This is a genomic window from Bradyrhizobium sp. AUGA SZCCT0160 (assembly GCF_018130105.1).
GTDB lineage: Bacteria > Pseudomonadota > Alphaproteobacteria > Rhizobiales > Xanthobacteraceae > Bradyrhizobium.
This window is the reverse complement of the sequence record NZ_JAFCMD010000003.1, coordinates 127,363-144,220: the sequence shown is the minus strand read 5'-3', so window position 1 is coordinate 144,220 and position 16,858 is coordinate 127,363. Positions and strand designations below refer to the sequence as shown.

General features: G+C 59.7%; 5 protein-coding genes and 1 pseudogene. 5 read left to right on the top strand and 1 reads right to left on the bottom strand.

Translation table 11 applies throughout. The annotated features are described in order from the left end of the window. Positions 1-15: 15 nt before the first annotated feature. From JQ558_RS06815 to JQ558_RS06795, 5 genes are all read left to right on the top strand, one after another. Positions 16-6,138 carry a SpvB/TcaC N-terminal domain-containing protein gene (locus JQ558_RS06815; RefSeq protein WP_212293182.1) on the top strand — a complete coding sequence of 2,041 codons (6,123 nt, stop codon included), beginning with the start codon at positions 16-18 and terminating at the stop codon, positions 6,136-6,138. 598 nt (positions 6,139-6,736) lie between these two features. Then, positions 6,737-8,680 carry a hypothetical protein gene (locus JQ558_RS06810; protein ID WP_212293181.1) on the top strand — a complete coding sequence of 648 codons (1,944 nt, stop codon included), beginning with the start codon at positions 6,737-6,739 and terminating at the stop codon, positions 8,678-8,680. 76 nt (positions 8,681-8,756) lie between these two features. Continuing rightward, on the top strand, positions 8,757-9,899 hold the full coding sequence (locus tag JQ558_RS38085) for a serine protease (protein ID WP_212293180.1): 1,143 nt from the start codon (positions 8,757-8,759) through the stop codon (positions 9,897-9,899). Positions 9,900-9,974: 75 nt separating this feature from the next. Beyond that, positions 9,975-12,134: a serine protease gene (locus JQ558_RS06800; protein ID WP_212293179.1), complete on the top strand. Its 2,160-nt coding sequence runs from the start codon at positions 9,975-9,977 to the stop codon at positions 12,132-12,134. Then, the gene (locus JQ558_RS06795; protein WP_212293178.1) at positions 12,121-15,852 is read left to right on the top strand and encodes a hypothetical protein; all 3,732 of its coding nucleotides are present in this window, start codon (positions 12,121-12,123) and stop codon (positions 15,850-15,852) included. Before JQ558_RS06800 ends, JQ558_RS06795 begins: the two co-directional genes overlap by 14 nt. Before the next feature lie 212 nt (positions 15,853-16,064). On the opposite strand, the pseudogene JQ558_RS38315 reads toward JQ558_RS06795, so the two are convergent. Then, a pseudogene (locus JQ558_RS38315) lies at positions 16,065-16,247 on the bottom strand (DUF6538 domain-containing protein); the annotation flags it as partial. Between the last annotated feature and the right edge of the window lie 611 nt (positions 16,248-16,858).

Sequence of the window (16,858 nt, the reverse complement as noted above, 5' to 3'; positions counted from 1 at the left end):
TCTGGAGGCGTTGCCATGGCGGACACCGACGTAGCGGCATCGTCGTCGCTGCTCTCACTTCCTCCATCAGGGGCTTCGATGAGGGGCCTTGGCGGCAATTTCCGGGCCGATATGTACACCGGCAGCGGCGTCTACGATATCGAGATCGAGATGCCTGTCGCGGAAAACGGTTTCAAACCCGACCTGTCCCTAAGATATTCGAGCGGAAATGGCGACGGCCCGTTCGGGCTTGGGTGGTCAGTTCCGATACTGCGCCTTGAGCGGAGCACCAAGTTCGGCATACCGCAGTACGACGACTCGGCCGACCGATTTCACCTGGCGGGCGAAGAGGAACTCGTCGCTCTGGACCGGGAGTTTTATCGTCCTGCTATAGATTTGCGCGGCTGGCGTATCCAACGCCGAACGAATCATTGGGAGATCACCACGAAAGATGGCGTCGTCTATATTCTTGGAAGATCACCCAACGCCAGAATTGAGCATTCCTTTCGCGGGCCGTTTGCCTGGCTGCTGGAAGAAATAGTTACTCCCACCGGCCAAACGGCGCGGTTTAGATATTTGGAAGACGGGTCGGCGCGGGATATTTCGCGGATTGAGTATGGTCCCTTCAGCGTCAACTTCGAGTACGAACGTCGCTCTGTCCCGTTCGTTTCAAGGCGGGCTGGCTTCGCCGTGAAGAGCGGCCTTTACTGTCGAGAGATCCGTGTCGACTCGGAGCGGAGTTCCGCGCGAACGCTCAAGCGCTATGAGCTATCTCTGAAGCTTTCCAAGGAAGGCACCACGTCCATGCTGGAGCGCATCGTTCTAGCAGCGGGTCGGGATGAAAGCCGCCTCTCCATGCCCGCCATCGACTTTACGTATGGCGATTGGGATCTGAGCAGAACGCGTACGATCCGGGTGGACAGCGAAGATGGACGGCAGCTTCCGCCGGTGGGAGATCCGAGCGTCGAAATCATCGATCTTGAGGGGACCGGCCGCCCCGGGTTTCTTCAAAGCGCTTCCGAAGAATGGCTCTATTGGCCCAATCTTGGACCGGGTCGATTCGGCACCCCGCGGATATTGGAAAACGTTCCGCTAACGCTTTCGATCGACCGCGGCGAATTGCGTTTTGCCGACCTCGAGGGCAACGGCACCGCCGATCTGCTATGGGGCGAGGCCAACAGCTCCGGTTATTTCCCCAATGCCGCAGGCGGAGAATGGGAGAATTTCCTACCATATCGAAGAAATCTTCCCTTCGATCTGACAGATCCAAGACTGAAACTGTACGATATAGATGCCGACGGCAAAATTGACGCAATACTGGCCGATACGAACGAATTTCTCCTTTTCAAGAACGAAGGCCGCTCGGGTTGGAACGAACAGGCTCAACGGATACTCCGAATTCGCGACAAGAACCTGTTTCCCGACGTCTCCTTTTCAGATCCTCAGATTTTCACCGCGGACATGACGGGCGATGGGCTGACGGACATCGTGGAAATCAGCGACGGGGTCATCGCGTATTGGCCATACGAGGGTCACGGCCGATGGAACAACCGAGTGACAATGGCTGCCGCTCCGGTCTTAGGCCCGCACTTTGATGTCGATCGCGTGCGTCTGGTCGACGTGAATGGTGATGGCTTGGACGATTTCGTCTATATCGCCGACGACCATGTGCGAATCTCGGTCAATCTTTGCGGACAAAAATGGTCGTCTCCAGTCGTCGTTCCTGTGAGTGGCTTGTCGGGTTCAACGGATGCCGCGATCGTGGATCTGCTGGGCGACGGCCGCGCCGGACTGTTTTGGTCTGTGATCGATAGCACCACCGGACGGCTTTCACATTCGTTTCTGTCCTTCGGCATGGAGCCGGGCGACAATCTGCTCGTCGGCGTGCGCGGCGGCCTCGGTCACGTCACCACGATCACGTACGGCACGAGTGACCAGCATCGCCGCCGTGACGCAGCCACCGGGAGGACATGGAAAACCTTCCTGCCCTTCTCGGTGCCGGTGGTCGACCGCATCGTGAATGACGATCTTCCTGCTTCCGTCAGGAACGTGGCGACCTATTCGTACCATGACGGTCATTTCGACGGGTTGGAGCGCACGTTCAACGGGTTCGGCGTCGTCGAACAGTTCGAACCGGGCGACCACAGCCTTGCAGGCTCGCAATTGTCCGTGCGATTTCATCCGGGAACAGATCCCGCTCTGACGGAGGAGCAGCGCCGACGCCAATTGCTCAGCGAAAGGCTAAAGGAGAGGTCGCTTCGAGGCAGCACTTTGGTCACAGAACGGCTCGAGCTGCCGATAGAGGAAGCGGACGGGCGCGTCCTAGAGCGAACCACAAATCAATGGGCTGCCCGCATCGAGGCGGCCGCGAGCGGAGAATTGATCGCCGTCCCCTTCGCGATAGATGCGGTGACGGACCAGCCCGGATACTTGGGCACGGCCGGCCGACGCACGGTCATACGCCACGGTGAGCCGGATTCTCTTCTCAATCCGACTTGGACTGAGCAGGAAGCTGGGACGGTTGATTCCAAAGGCTCATTCAGCTCCGAAGGCGTTCAACGGCATGCATCGCGCTATGTGGAAAATCCTTCAGTCACTTCGCCGCACTGGATGCCCGGTCTGGTGTGCGAACGAGCGACGTTCGACGGACAGGGCCGGCCGCTCGCCTGCGTCCGATGGCACTACGATGGTCCTGATTTTGTCGGATTGCCGTTCGGCGAAGCGCATCGCGGTGTCGTCACGAGGATCATGGAGCTGGTCTACGCGGACGGCGATACCCGTGCGCCGAGCGCAGGCGAGATGACGGCATTGGGATACGAACTAGTGGGAGCCGCAACTGCCCATGCTGTAGCGGGATGGTACCGAGCCCGAAGCCGCATCAAGGTCGACGGGGGTGGTCGGCCGGTCATTGTTCGCGACCCGCTCGGCAACGAAGCCCATTTGGAGTACGATAGCTGGCTGATCAATCCCATCCGATCGGTCGACTCCGTCGGCCTTTCCACCACCGCGGTGTACGACTACGCCGTAGAGAAGATATCCGAAGTCGTGCAACCCAGCGGGTTCACGGAGCGGATAGAGTATGACGTCCTTGGAAGGGTGATCAGGCGCTGGCGGACTGGCAGTTCGGGAGCTCTCGGGCTCGCTTCCGTAACTCACTACGATCAAGGCGATTTCGAGCGCGGCGGCGCCAAGAGGCCGGCTTCCATCACCAGCGTGGTGCCCTGGAATGAAGGAGAAGATGCCTCCGTCATCGAAGCGATCGCGGCTTCGCCTGATAATAGCTCGGCAGCGCCCGTGACGGTCGATCGGCGCTTCTACAGCGCGATGGGGCTGGAGTTGGAATCGGTCACCACCGCCCCGGCGACGGATTTCCCTTCATCCCCCGCGGTTCGCAGCGGCGGTAGGATTTACAACTCGCGTGCCACCTTGAGCGGCGAGGGTCGGCCCGAATTCACTGCAGATTTCGGCGGCAGCACGAAGCCGGACCCGACTTCCCTCCCTTACGCGCGCCGGTACGACGCCGCAGGACGCGAAGTGCTGTTGACGTTTCCAGGGGGCAGCAGAACGCAAGCTTTCGACCCTTTGGCCATTAGCATCCGGGACGCGAACGCTATGGCCGGAAGCAAGGCTGCCAGCCTGGAACGGAAGTTTGATGGGTTTGGGCGCATCACCGCGTCGATCGAACGCAAGGACGAATCGAGAACCTCACACTACCGCTATGGTTATTCCCCGGAAGGCCGATTGACCTCGGTTCACGACGCCGATGGAAGCCTGCTGTGCGAGTACGCATTCGATCGGTTAGGCCGCTGCATAAACATCAGACATCGCGACGTAGGCTCCTACGACTACGTTTACAACGCCGCGGGAAGCCTGGTCGAGACATTGGCGCCGACCGGTGATCGCATACGGCTGCGCTACGACGCGATCATGCGCCTCGTCGATACGACGACGATCGACCGCTCCGGCGCCATCGCGTCGCGTCGGCAATTCCATTATGACCGATCGCCCGATGGCGCGTCGACCGCTCCCAATCGTCTTTGCGCTTTCGAAGACGCTTCGGGCGCGACCGTCCTCGTTTACGCTAAGGACGGCACGCTCACCGAGAAGCGACGAACGCTCAAAGGCGGCCGCACCCTCTCGTTCCAGTTCGAATACGACCATAGAGGGCTGCTGAAGGCGCAGGTCTTTCCGGATGGCACGCGCCTATCCTATGGGTACGGCGGCGCTGGCGAACTACGATCGATATCGGGCGTCGTTGACGACATCCGATATGATGCGCGCGGACGTGCGATTCGAATAGCATACGTCAACGGCGTGGAGACCCGCATCGCCTACGATGCCACCGAGCGGCTCGCGGCCATTGACGTTCTGCTGAACGAAGACAGATTAGGACGCTTCGAGCAGACTTACGATGCAGGCGGAAACACGACCTATCTAAAATCACAAGTGACGGGGTCGTTTGAGGAGGAAAGGTATCCGCGCTATGATGGTCGTAACCAGCTGATAGCCATGACAGGTATTCGCGACGGCGTTCCTTTCTCCTACGAATATTCCTACGACGATAGAGGAAACATTCTTCGGAACACCGAACACGGGTTGTCGCAACTTCTTTATGAAGATCCACATCGTCCAGGTCTTTTGACCGGCATCGTGGACGATTCTGGGAACGCCGTGCATCGACGCCGCTACGACTCGGCCGGGCGTCTCGTGGAAAGCGAGGCATTGAGCCGGCTGACATTCGACGCATCAGATTGCTTGACCGAGGTCGTCGCGAGAGACGGTTCTATTTTCTCCTTCACGTACGACGCTATGGGACGGAGGACCTCCATCGACCGCACCGCGGTCGACGGAACGCTTCGCAGCGGCATCATTTTCGACGACGTTTACGAGGAGACGGCGAGCGGAACGAACCTGCTGTACATTCGAGGCATTGGGGGACTGGTGGCAAGAATTGAGAAGGTCGGAGCAACCAGCACGACATCCATCTATCACCAGGACTGTCTTGGTAACGTGAGGTTCAGCACCGACGCTTCGGGTGGAGTCCACGGAATCACGAGTTACTCGAGCTTCGGCATTGCCAGCGTGCCGTCACAAGGATTTCCGCTAGGTAAAGTCGCAGACGCCGACATCGGCCTCATGCAGTTCGGAGGCCGCTTCTACGAGCCGCTGACCGGCCGTTTCATCACCGCGGATCTCTACGTATTGGAGAGGCCGGATCAAGCGCTTGGTAATCCGGGGACATTCAACCTCTACACCTACGCGCTCAATAATCCATTGCGTTACCGCGATCCCGGGGGTCGCTTTCCACTTCTCATCGTCGTCGTCGGCGCCCTTATCGGCGCGTATCTCGGCTACCAAGCCGCCAAGGAAAACGGAGAGAACCCCTGGGTCGGAGCTCTGATCGGCGCGGTGATCGGAGGTCTTGCGGGGTACTACGGGCTCCTTGGAGCAGCATTAAAAGGCGCGGCCTTGGGCGCTGCCTCGTCCGCTGCTTCCGGCGAAGGAAGGATTTGGACAGGCGCGGCACTCGGCTTCGCCTTCGGCGCTCTGGGCGAGGCCACAGGCAATTTGCTGCCCGTTGCCGGCGGCGAAGGCTTCTGGGCAACCACCGCCAACATAGTGATAGAGGTCGGTCACGATGCGCTCATAGCCGGGTTGAGCGCCGGGACAAACAATGCCCTCGCGCATCGCAGCTTCGAAGACGGCTTCAAGTCCGGCTTCGTGATGGGAGCAGCGATGAGTGTGCTCAAGGTCGCGTTCTTTGGCGTGCGGTACGACCCGCGTTCGATAAAGCCGGACTTTAACAACGAGATCGGAAAGGAGTTCGCGAAACAGGGAACGCAGGATATGAGCCCCTACGCGAGCCGCATAACGCAGCCCGACCCATCGAGCGTCTCATACCGACACGGCGGGATTCTGACCTTAATCAACGGAGGCCGAGCGACGACGTTCTCGAACACGGTCTACACGGATTCGGATACCATGGACGAACTGCGATCTGGAAGTGTTCACACCCTCGCGCACGAGCTTCGCCATATCGCACAGGAGCGAGAGATCGGATCCACCGCGGGGTTCATATCCATATGGCTCTTTCAATGGGCTACCCGAAGCGACGAGTTCTATCAACCAGGCAACACTACCCTTGAGCCGCACTACTAACCCAATTCTGGAAGGACTGAGACGGACTCTCTGGAAGTGTCGCTCGGGCGTCGCTTCCTCGATATCGAAAGAAGCATGCGATCGGCTCTACATAGCGATCCGAACGGAAGAATTCTTTTGCAACCATTTCATATGTTGGTCGCCGGTGCCAATTCACCCTATTGGAAAAGTCGGCATAGCGTCGACGAACCGGACCTCCGATCTCGCCGCGGCCAGTTGGCCGCGGCGAAGCCATACAAGGCTCCCCTCGCGCCAGTCAATTTATTGGGCATTTGAACAGAGTAGGGAGAAACTCATAAATATACCCGGAGGCGTTCGGGCACATCGACGAAGCTGAACTCCGTAGCGAGCTGGGCGACGCGGGTGCCGCAATCGCCTGAGGGCGCCCTTTCGCCCTGCGCGCATGCCAACGGAAATCGGACTGCCGCGTTGGATGCCCGGCGGCCGAGCAGGATGTTTACAACCTTTAGAAGAGCGATAGGATGGTGGGTAGTTCGTGGGGGAGATGTCGGTGGCGGGCTACAATCATGGACGCTTAGAACGCTCGTCTTGCTTTCGGCGGACGAAGTGCGCAACAGGTCCGCGGACTTTGCTCGCGATGCCGATCATCGCTTTTCTTTTGGCAGGTTTACCCAGCTCCGTTTTAGCCGACCCGTCGGTGGAAATCGCGCCAGCTGCGGTCAACGTCTCCGAGTTCCCTGTCAAGCTTGGAGTGCCAAAGCTTGCGGCTGAAATCGCACTAAAGAACACGAGCGCCGGCGAAAACAAGTTCTATCGCTTAGGTACGCTGCTGACGCGCGTCGGAGACGGGGCCGGTCGGCCCGTTACCTGGAAAAGAAACACGCCACCGGTCGGAGATCAGTCGATCACGCCGGGCTCGGAAATCGTCCTGCAAATTTCCGCCGACCTTCCGGAGGTCGGCGTGTACGAGACCTTCATTGACAGCTACGGCAAGAATGACAAAGGAGCCGAAATCCCCGACCGCCGTATCCGCATTGTGGTCACGCGCGATGCCGATGCCATACCGTCCGAGCTTATGATTGAGCCTAAACCGGCGGCCGAAACCTGGCCTTTGAACGGAGGTGGTCGGTCGTACATTCTCACCTTGCGGAACAGCACGACGAAGCCGGTCACATTTGTCCCGCCCGCGGTCCTGTCCTATTCCAGCAAGCAAGGAGATGCGCAGACGAGTTTGGGCACAAACAGAATGCCGGCCCTGGATCCTAGTGGGTGCGGCGCCATGCTCGACGCCGGTAAAAGCTGTCCGATCAGCCTCACGCTGTACGATACCCTCTCGCCCGGTGAGTATTCGGTCGACGTCGGACTAGCAGGCGTCGGTGGCGGTTGGTCACATCGCTCCCAAACGATACGCGTGAAGGCGACGCCCTTTTTGGCGTTCGCGATCATCATTCTTGGCACCGCAGCCGGTTGGTACGTTCAGGCGTGGCGTTCGAAGGGACGGCGCGCCACCATCTCACTCGTCGACATCGCGCGCATCCGGGCCTCGGCAGAGCGCTTCGTGGCCGAAACTCAGGACGAGAGCCTACGAAATATCGGCCGGCGAGTCTTGGAAGAAATCGACGAGGCCGAGGGGCATGCCCGAAGAGACGTCGACGTCGCGGCCGAAATCGACCGGATCAGGCTTTGGCTGAAGCGGCTGATGGTCGGAGCCGAACTGCAGCAGCATTTCGGCAAGTTGCCGGAGGTCGGCCAGAACATCCTGCGAGCGCCGCGGGACGCCATGGTCGCTGGTCTGGCCGAGCGCGATCCCAGCGCTGAAAATCGCACCGCTTTCGAAGGTAAGATCGCCGCATTCGCCGCGGATTTGAACGCTTGGCCACTGCTTGCGCGTCCGCTTGGCCAAGCCGTCGCATGGTTGGCTTCGATCGAGCGGCTTCTCCGGGCCGCATCGGGCGTCACCGACGTGACCAAACTCGAGGCGGCGCGCGACGCGTTGAGCCGGGCGCTCGGCGTAGCGACGGCCACGCGTGGCGATACTGCCTTGTCCGCAAGGGTCGATCCCTTGCAGAAGGCCGTCGAAGAGGCGCAAAAAAACGTGGCCTCGCAAGAAATGGCCGATGCGTTGCGCGCCTCGCTCAAGACCCAGATCGCGACAGCTGACGACGGCAAGAAAGCGCGTTTGACGGAGTTGACCGACGAACTGGCCGTCTGGAGGGATGCGGAACCGTCTGCCGCCAGCCTCTCGGATCTAGCCCGCATCTTCTCGAAGGTCAGCGGCAAGCAAGAAGCGGCGGCGCCCCCCTCCCCTATCAGCGTGCCGCCGGTCGACTTGCCGACAACGCTGCTACTGCCGCGCTGGAATTCCTCGCTTGCCGATCTGCAGAGAAGCCTCGAGCGCAACGAATTTTACACGAACCTGCTGGTCCTGTTGGGTACCGGAGCCGCCGGGGTCCTGACGTTGTGGGTTCCCGACCCCACCTGGGGCTCGTGGGGCGATTTGATCGGCGCGTTTCTCGCCGGTTTCGCTGCGCGTGTCGTGATGGGCGAGGTTGGCGCAGCAAGCGTCCAAGGCGGCAAATGATCGGCTCGACAGGAACGAGGGCACAAATGAAACTATGCGGTATAAATGAGCGAAGTACGCCTCTGCAGGTTTCGTTGTGAGCGAAAACGGCTCGGCGCCGAAGCAGTATGCTGCCCCGAGGGTTCGTGGGCTTCTTGGCCTTAATGCGGATGCAACCTGGACGGCCCACGAGTCGGCCCAATTTCGAAAAGGCCCGCCTGATGAGATTGATCGGCGCGCCATCGCCGCGCTGATCGAAGCGGACCGGGCCAGCCGCGGTCCTCTTCCCGGCCAGCGAGACGGTGTCGCGGAAGCGACCGCCACGAGCTTGCTCTCTCTTGCACGCGAAACCGTAGCTCGTCTGAACGACGGCAGCTTCGATACTCTATCGAATGCAAACCTCGCGGCACTCGAGGCGGTACTGTCCACGCGCGGACGCCCCGCGTTGAACGTCGAAGGAAATCGACTCGAGTCGATCGATCTCACAAAGCATCCCGGCTCCGGCTTTTGGCGAACGTTCGTCGAGGAGAAAGAGCCAAACCTGATCCGGGCCGCCGGAGCAACCGGGGCGCTCGTCGTACGGGATCGGTCAAGCACTCTAGGTACCTGGGTCGCTGGAACCGCCTGGTTGATAAAACCGGACCTCGCTATGACGAACCGGCACGTGCTGTTTCCGGATGAACCCGGCATCGCGTTGGCGGAGCGAATTCCCGGAGCTAAGACCTCGGCGCGGATCGCGACAGGCGTCGAAGTGCTGATCGATTTCGCCTTCGATAGCGGCACGGCCCGCGAGAAGAAGTACGCGGGCGTGGACGTTCCGTTCGTGTCCGCGGAAAATGATCCGATCGATGCCGCGTTGATCCGCGTCAATCCCATTGGGGCGGCCTTCGCGCAACCGCTCGTGCTCGCGGCGACAACGCCTTCGTCGAAATACATGTATGTCGTCGGACATCCCGGCCGCGTGGCCGCGGCGGAGCTGACGCAGGACATTCAGGCCGTCTTCGGCAATCCTGACGGGCGAAAGCGCGTCAGCCTTGGCGAACTGATGCCTTCCGGTGGAGCGTTTCCGAACGACATATTGCACGATGCGTCGACGATCGGCGGCTACTCGGGTGCATGCGTGCTCTGCTTCGATAGGTGCGAGGTCGCTGGACTGCACTATCATGGTACGTTTCTCGACGGCAACCGAGCAATTCCGGCGGAAGCGCTTCGTCGGCACGATTTGGCGAGGTTTTTTTGAGTTTAGCGCGCCTATTGTCCTGACTGCGGTGAAAGCCGGCGCCGTTCATTTGAACTCCTGGTGATGGAGCGAGTCTTGGGTTGGAAGCAAGAGCGCATCGAAAAGTTGGCGAGCGTGATCGCGACTCACGTCCCACTCGACTTGCTGCGAGAGGTCGTCGGACAGTACGGGATCGTCAAGGATTTCGACGAGCGACTTAAGGCCGGTCCGCAGGATACGCTCCAGCGCGCCTATGAATTGGCATTGGCCATCGTCTTGGCACACGACAAGCTCGGGCTCGCGGGACGTTTTGCAAGAACCATTTATTACAAGATTTGGCAGGATCCCGCCGCTGGCAGGGCACTCAACGAGTTCGCGACGGACGATGACACCGCAAAGCAAGCGTCGCACGTCAAAAGGGCTGCGACTTTGTCCGATCAGGCGTTGGCACGATTTCTGGAGGAAACACGCCCGCGTATCTGCATGATCTGCGCCTACGTCAAGTTCGACGACCACCAGGAACACTTCAGCCGCGGCACAGGGTTTCTGGTGGGCCCCGATCTAGTGCTCACCGCACGCCACGTGTTGCGTCATCACATCAGGGATGGCGCCGAATTCCATCACAATACCGCGCGGTTGGGTGCGTTCTTCGACCATTTCGATGGAGACCCGATCGACGACTTCAACGTTCAGCGTAATCCGCCGTTTTTCGTCGGGTTCGCGAACAAATGGCTGGAGGAAAGCAGTGACGAGATGGATTGCGACGGTCTATTCCGCAATCCTACGGAGGAGCAGCTCGGCCAATTGTGCAGACGACTGGATGTCGCGTTGATACGACTTGCTGAGCGGGTCGGCGATTATACTCGTTCGCCGAAGGGGGGCGTACGCCGATTGTGGTTCGATATCCCGGACGACGCCGTACCTGCGCGGCTGCAGTTCGATGATCGTGTCATCATACGACAGCACCCGCATGGACATCCGTTACGCATCGACTTCGGGCGGTATCGAGAGTCCGATCAGTCTTTCACCAGGATACGTTACACAACCGAAACCGATCCCGGATCGTCCGGTGCACCCTGCTTCAACCAACATTACGAGTTGATCGGGATGCATAATGCCGAATATCGGCCCGACGGCGAGCTGTCGGTACTGAACCAGGCGATAAGGTTCGATCACATCGCCAATAAAATTCGTCCGAAGCTGACCGGGTTCGTTCGCCCGGGATCCGTGCGCATCTGGAATGCCTCGACGAGCATCGAAGCCCCGATACCGATCTTGGGCCGCGCGAAGCTGCTCGACTGGATCGTACAAGCCTCCGAGCCGCTCCCGGCCAGCCGGTTCGCCCGACAATATGCTGCGGTCGCCCGTCTCAAGGGATCGGGAAGGACCTTCTCGACGGACATACTGCGTGCTGCGCGGCGCGGCCCGCTGGACAGAATCGTCGTCTTGGGCACCTCGACGGAGGCACTTCCTCTCTCTGCCATCGACTTCATCGCAGCGATTGCCGACCAGTTGCGCATTCCTCCTTCGGACCTCGCTCAGCTGCCACCGAGACCGAGCATCGACCTACCGGACGGGAATTGGGATGGCGACAAGCTGTATCGATGGGCTTGCGAAGCCGTACCGGTCGAATTCGCCAAGATTCTTCGCAGTCTAAGGGCATATCAAGTTGATCGGGTCGAGGAAGCGAAGGAGATCGTACAGATGCTGGAGGGAAGCGGTCGAACTCCTTCCCAAGAAGACCTCGCCTTGGCGGCACGTGCGGACAAATTGATGGAAACCAGGCATCGTTGGGATCGAATTTGGATTGTCGTCGATGGATTGAACGAAGGCGAGGAGTCCGACCCGATCCCGCTGTCCGAGGAAGTTCGAAATCTGATCGCGGGTTTGTTGGGCGGAAAGCTCGACGAGGCGAACGTCCCGGAAGAGTTGAGGCGCTTGCGGTGGCTCTTTCTCGGCCGGCTACCCTATACGGTTCCAGAGGAGCAAATCTGCATCGAAACGCTCAACCCCGATCGTATCGGGCTGGACGAGCTTCTGGAATGCATCGCTGCACTGGCCAACACCTTCAACAAACCATTGCTGGACGAAACCAAAGTGCCACTCCGCGCGTCGCTACGACGGATAATGCTTGAGGAGGCCATTAAGACGAAACTGGGCCGGCCGGCCGAGCGTTTGCAGACTTTGCAGCAGCAGTTTGCAATGTTGGCCCCCATGCTTGCGGAGGAGTATCGAGGCGATCATGAGCGCCTCTGAAAATCAGCCTGAAGACGAAGAAGCTCGCGAACTCGAACAAGAGCTTCGGAGAACGCCTTTCGGACGAAAGCTCTTGGATCTTGCAAATTCCGTTTCCGCCGAGTCGTCGATGGACCCGGCCGAGACCCGGCTGTCGCCGCTGTCCGAAAGCGATAGCGCGGTCACGGCCGCGATCAGTTACACCTTCACTTTGAGCTCTTCGCAAGAGCTGCGTCCGTCTCAGCTGCTTGAAGATATCGTAGTGTCCGATGCCGAGGAGACCGCCGTCCTGCTTGCAAATTCGGTTTCCTTGATGATCGCCGGGAAGCGTAGATTGCGGCTTACGCCGGCGGCGCGCGCCGATCTTCTAAATCGCGTCTTCGGATCAGCGCGGTTCCGTCGGCTACTCGATCAGGGTCTCCATCAAGACTGGATGGATTTCGTTCGGATATCGGCCGATCCGGTGCGACTTCCAAATGCGTGGCTTCGAAGCTTCCTAAACAACGAGCCGGGCAAGATTGAAGAGGCGCCCCCCGGTGAGTTGCGAGCTGCCATGGAAGCGCTGGATCAGCTGAGCGAACTCCGGATCGCGAGTTTGCGGTTGCCGGCTCTGGAAAAAGTCCGTCAACAGTTCGAGCTCAGCGAATTGCTGGAGCCGCTTCGAATCTTGATTGGCCTGAGAGGAGGATGGGACGAGACGCCGAAAAAGGACCGGTTCGTAGGGCGGCATGGCGAGCTTGCCATGCTGCGAGCCTTCGTCGACGAGCTCGACTACGAAAGTGTCGGCGAACGTATAAGCCGACTTTTCACGCGGGCCTACAAGGGCGCGCAGTACCTTTTTGGCATCCGCGACGAGTCCGTGATGTTCATCGAGGCTCAAGGCGGGCTAGGGAAGTCGACGCTGGTGGCGAAATTCGTAATCGATCACGCGCGGAACCAATCCACTCCGTTCCCATTCGTGTACTTGGACTTCGACCGCGCGGTCCTTCAGCCCCGTGATCCTCGACTATTGCTCGTCGAAGCGGCCCGGCAGGTTTCGTTGCAATTTCCGGAAGTAGCGGACGACATCCGCGGGCTCCTTCGCAGGATTTCAGGCGACCCGCCCGTCTCCTCCGGCGAGCGAACGAACCTTTTCGACGAATTTCGTGATCTGATGCAAAGCAAGGTCACGATGGGTAGGCGGGCCTTCCTTCTCGTCCTTGATACGATGGAGGTGGTTCAGTACGATCCCAAGGCGCTCGCCGGCGTCATTACTTTCGTCTCCGAGTTGAGCGGCCAATATAGGCATGTCCCGTTCCCGGAACTCAAGATCGTCGCCGCAGGACGGGCCGATGTGCCGGAATTGCGTACGCGGGCGGAGGTACGATCTACGGAGCGTCATCTTGTCCTGAAACCACTCATCGTCGAAGAAGCCCGGGAGATGGCAAGGTGCGTCGGCTCTGATTTGCTGGGGTCCGAGTGGAAACAAGATTGGGCAGCTTTGATAGGAGGACGGGACGGAGACCCCCCTGAGCGCCGCGAGCCCCTCGCGATCAGGGTTGCGATCGAACTCCTTCGTGCTGCGGTCCCCGAGAAGCGTCAGGCGTTGGCGGAAGACATCGCCCGCGACGGCGAGGTGGCCGACGAAGGATTCATCGGCCGCCTCTACGAACGACGGATTCTCGATCACGTGCGAAATCCTGTCGCAAAACGCTTGGCTTGGCCGGGTCTGGTTGTCCGGCGGGTGACCCGCGAGATCATTCGGGACAAACTCGCCGACCTCTGCCATATCGATCGCAACGAAGTCGAGGACGTCTTCGCAGCTTTGGCCAACGAAGTCTGGATGGTGGACGTCCTCGAACACGGAACCGTGCTTCAGCACCGCGCGGATCTGCGCGCACGCACCCTGCCCTTGATGAGACGCCGCAATCCGAAGGTGTTTGCGCAAGTCAACGAGTCGGCGATCGACTACTTCTGGGAACGTCGCGATACGATCGAGGATCGTGCCGAATGGATATATCACCGACTGCTGGGTGGCGAGGATCCAGAAGAGGTGGATCTCGACTGGACCGATGGAGTAGTCAGTTGCTTGGCGGGCGCTGCGGAGGACTTCGAACGCAACAGTCCTGCGCGCGACTACCTCTTCGCGCGGACGGCGGATCGACCGATGCCGGGAGAGATGATCGCGCGCCTCTCTCCGCGCCTCGCACTCGATCACATCGCCCGGACGGCGACCCAACTAGGAACGTTCGACGATACCAGGGTAGAACCGATACTGCTGGATTTGTCGAAACGTATTGGAGCGCAAACCACTTCGACGTGGCCCCATCCGGCACAAGCGGTGATAATGGTCAAGACCGGCCGCTGGCAATTCAACGTACCGTTCTCCGGTGGCGAAGGGCCGTGGGCTTCGCATGCGGCTTTTGCCGACCTCTACAAGCGTGCACGCACCGTGGGAGTGCCAGCCTCAGACAGCAGAGTGCCAAATATGGCTCCGTTCCCGGAAACCCCGGAAACCGGCCCCCGTACCGCGGTCTTTCGTGCGGCCGTCCAGCAACTTGCAATCGCGCGTTTGCAGGGGTCGCGGTCGGCGCAGACCATTGACGAAATTATCGAGGAGTTGCTCGACGGACCATTGGAAGGCTTCGGTCTGTCCGAACTCGCGGCGCTCCGAACGGCCGTGGTGTTCGGTAGCCACTGCTCGGCAACGGCGGCGCGCGGATGGTTCGAACTCGACAAGCGCCTGAGCTGGCAAATCTCCGCCACGATTTCGATTGCCGAAATCGGCGTCCTTTCCCGCGCTGGAAAGGCGACCCGGTCCATGCTCGAAGACGAGGTGGGGCCGGAATTGGAGCGGCTGGGCATCGCACTTCGACAAGTTCTCAGCGACCGTTCCGCAGTTCGGATCTTGGACACGGGCGTTAGGTCAGCCACACTGCGTATCGTTCAGAAGCTCATATCGGAAGAGTCAGCCCAATCCATGCAAGTGGTACGGCGTTTCTTCGCACAACGAGACGAAGATTGGATCGTTCCCTTCGGCTATGCGGCCGCGAGAATTCTGCAACAAGGTTCGATGCCGTCCTCGCTCAGGGATCGCCTGCTTTCTCAGGAACCGCTGCGAACGAATTTCATCGGCATCTCTCGCCCAGGCAAGACCGATCTCCCTACCGACCCTCTGCAGATCTTACGTCGCGCGGACGAGGCGTCAGACATACCCGAGGTGATTCGCACGCTCCTCGGAAGCAACGCCGGAGAATCTGAATTCGGCCAAGACCTTCGTCAATTACTTCGGCACTACGGCAATTGGCGACGCGCGATCGAGACCTTATTTGTCGCCGGTGACGAACTGCCGGAAAGGCGCGGGTCGTCCGATGAGCCACCCGAACCGGGTCCAGTTCTGGACACGAAGGATCCGCAACGAGGACGCTGGGGAGGCCTCTCCGAGAGAAGCGGCCGCAAGCTTACCGCGCAATTAGACGAGATTCGGCCGAAATATTTCTTCTTCAATCTCACCGTCTCTGCTGAAGACGGCACGCGCCTCGACGGTCCGGTGATTTTCCATTTGGACGACAAGTTCGCTAAAGCTGTTGTATGGATACGAAAGATTAGAGACGGAAAATACGCCGTACTCAGGGAGGTAGACACGGAGCGCCCGTTCACCGTAGCCGCCCAGGTGAAGGATAGCACCGGCACTTGGATCGGCCTGGAGTACGATCTGTCGCTATTGGAAGGCCTGCCGGGACGCTTTAGGAAAAGATAGGGGCCTCTCCCACGAGACTCTCCTTCCCTAGTCTCAAGTCTGCTGCCGTCCCAGCGTGCCAGGCGACTTAAGGCAGAGGCGAGCATCGAGAAGAATATGCAAGTGTTCGGAACTTCCCTGATGCAAATAGCCCGCGTCATCGCCTTTGAGTCGCGCGGCCCGGGGACGTCGACGTTTGCGAAATAGTCGTCAGGCCAACAGCGTAACCATGCGCGTTCGAGCCGCGCCGTCTCTTCGAGATTGCGGATCCTTGCGACGACCGGGTCGCGCGTGCGCAGCGAGAACTTGATCTCGCGCCTGCCGACGGATTGCCTCAGCCGTTCGGTAACGCGCTTCCTGAACAGATAGAATCCGCTTTTCGGATGCCGCTTCGGGGTGCCGAGCGCCGTGACCATCGCGTGTACCGTTTCTGTGTACCGACGGTCGTCCGGACTGGCGCAAAAAACCCTATCGGATCAAATGCCCCGCTGTTTTACTGCTGTTTTTCGAGGGGGTGGCGGAGAGGGAGGGATTCGCACCCCTGATATCACCGTATGTGCTGGATTCGTTACCTTCAGATGACAAGGCGATTCCGCCCCCGATCGGGACGGCTGCGTGCGTAAGGATCACGGACTTCATTACCCGAAAGGTGCCTGCGTTCATGCAAGCGATCGACCACGGCGATGACGGCCTCACGGTGCCGGTCGATCAATTCGGTCGGGCGGCAATGCAATCCTGCTAGATGCCCCTTCATCTTCCGACGTAGCAGGGTCCTTCCTGAGGAGGTCGGTGATTTCGGTTGGGCTCGCCGGGACCGACGGAGGCGTGCAGGCAACCAACGAACCGCGTTGCGATCGCGAGATCGCTATTTGAATCGCCGCTGGCGTTGGACGAGGCGTTCCTGCACGCGGGCCGCGTTAAGACCTGCCGATAATCGAGCAACTGGTCGTTTCGATCGATGAGACCTTGCTTCCGTCGGGCTGGCGCCCAGAATCCGGTCCAAAAGGTCGATTTGCCGAGACCGAGT

What these genes read in the sequence shown, in the direction of transcription:
- JQ558_RS06815 (WP_212293182.1), top strand. Translation starts at nt 16, where the DNA reads ATGGCGGACACCGACGTAGCGGCATCGTCGTCGCTGCTCTCACTTCCT.
- JQ558_RS06810 (WP_212293181.1), top strand. Translation starts at nt 6,737, where the DNA reads ATGCCGATCATCGCTTTTCTTTTGGCAGGTTTACCCAGCTCCGTTTTA.
- JQ558_RS06795 (WP_212293178.1), top strand. Translation starts at nt 12,121, where the DNA reads ATGAGCGCCTCTGAAAATCAGCCTGAAGACGAAGAAGCTCGCGAACTC.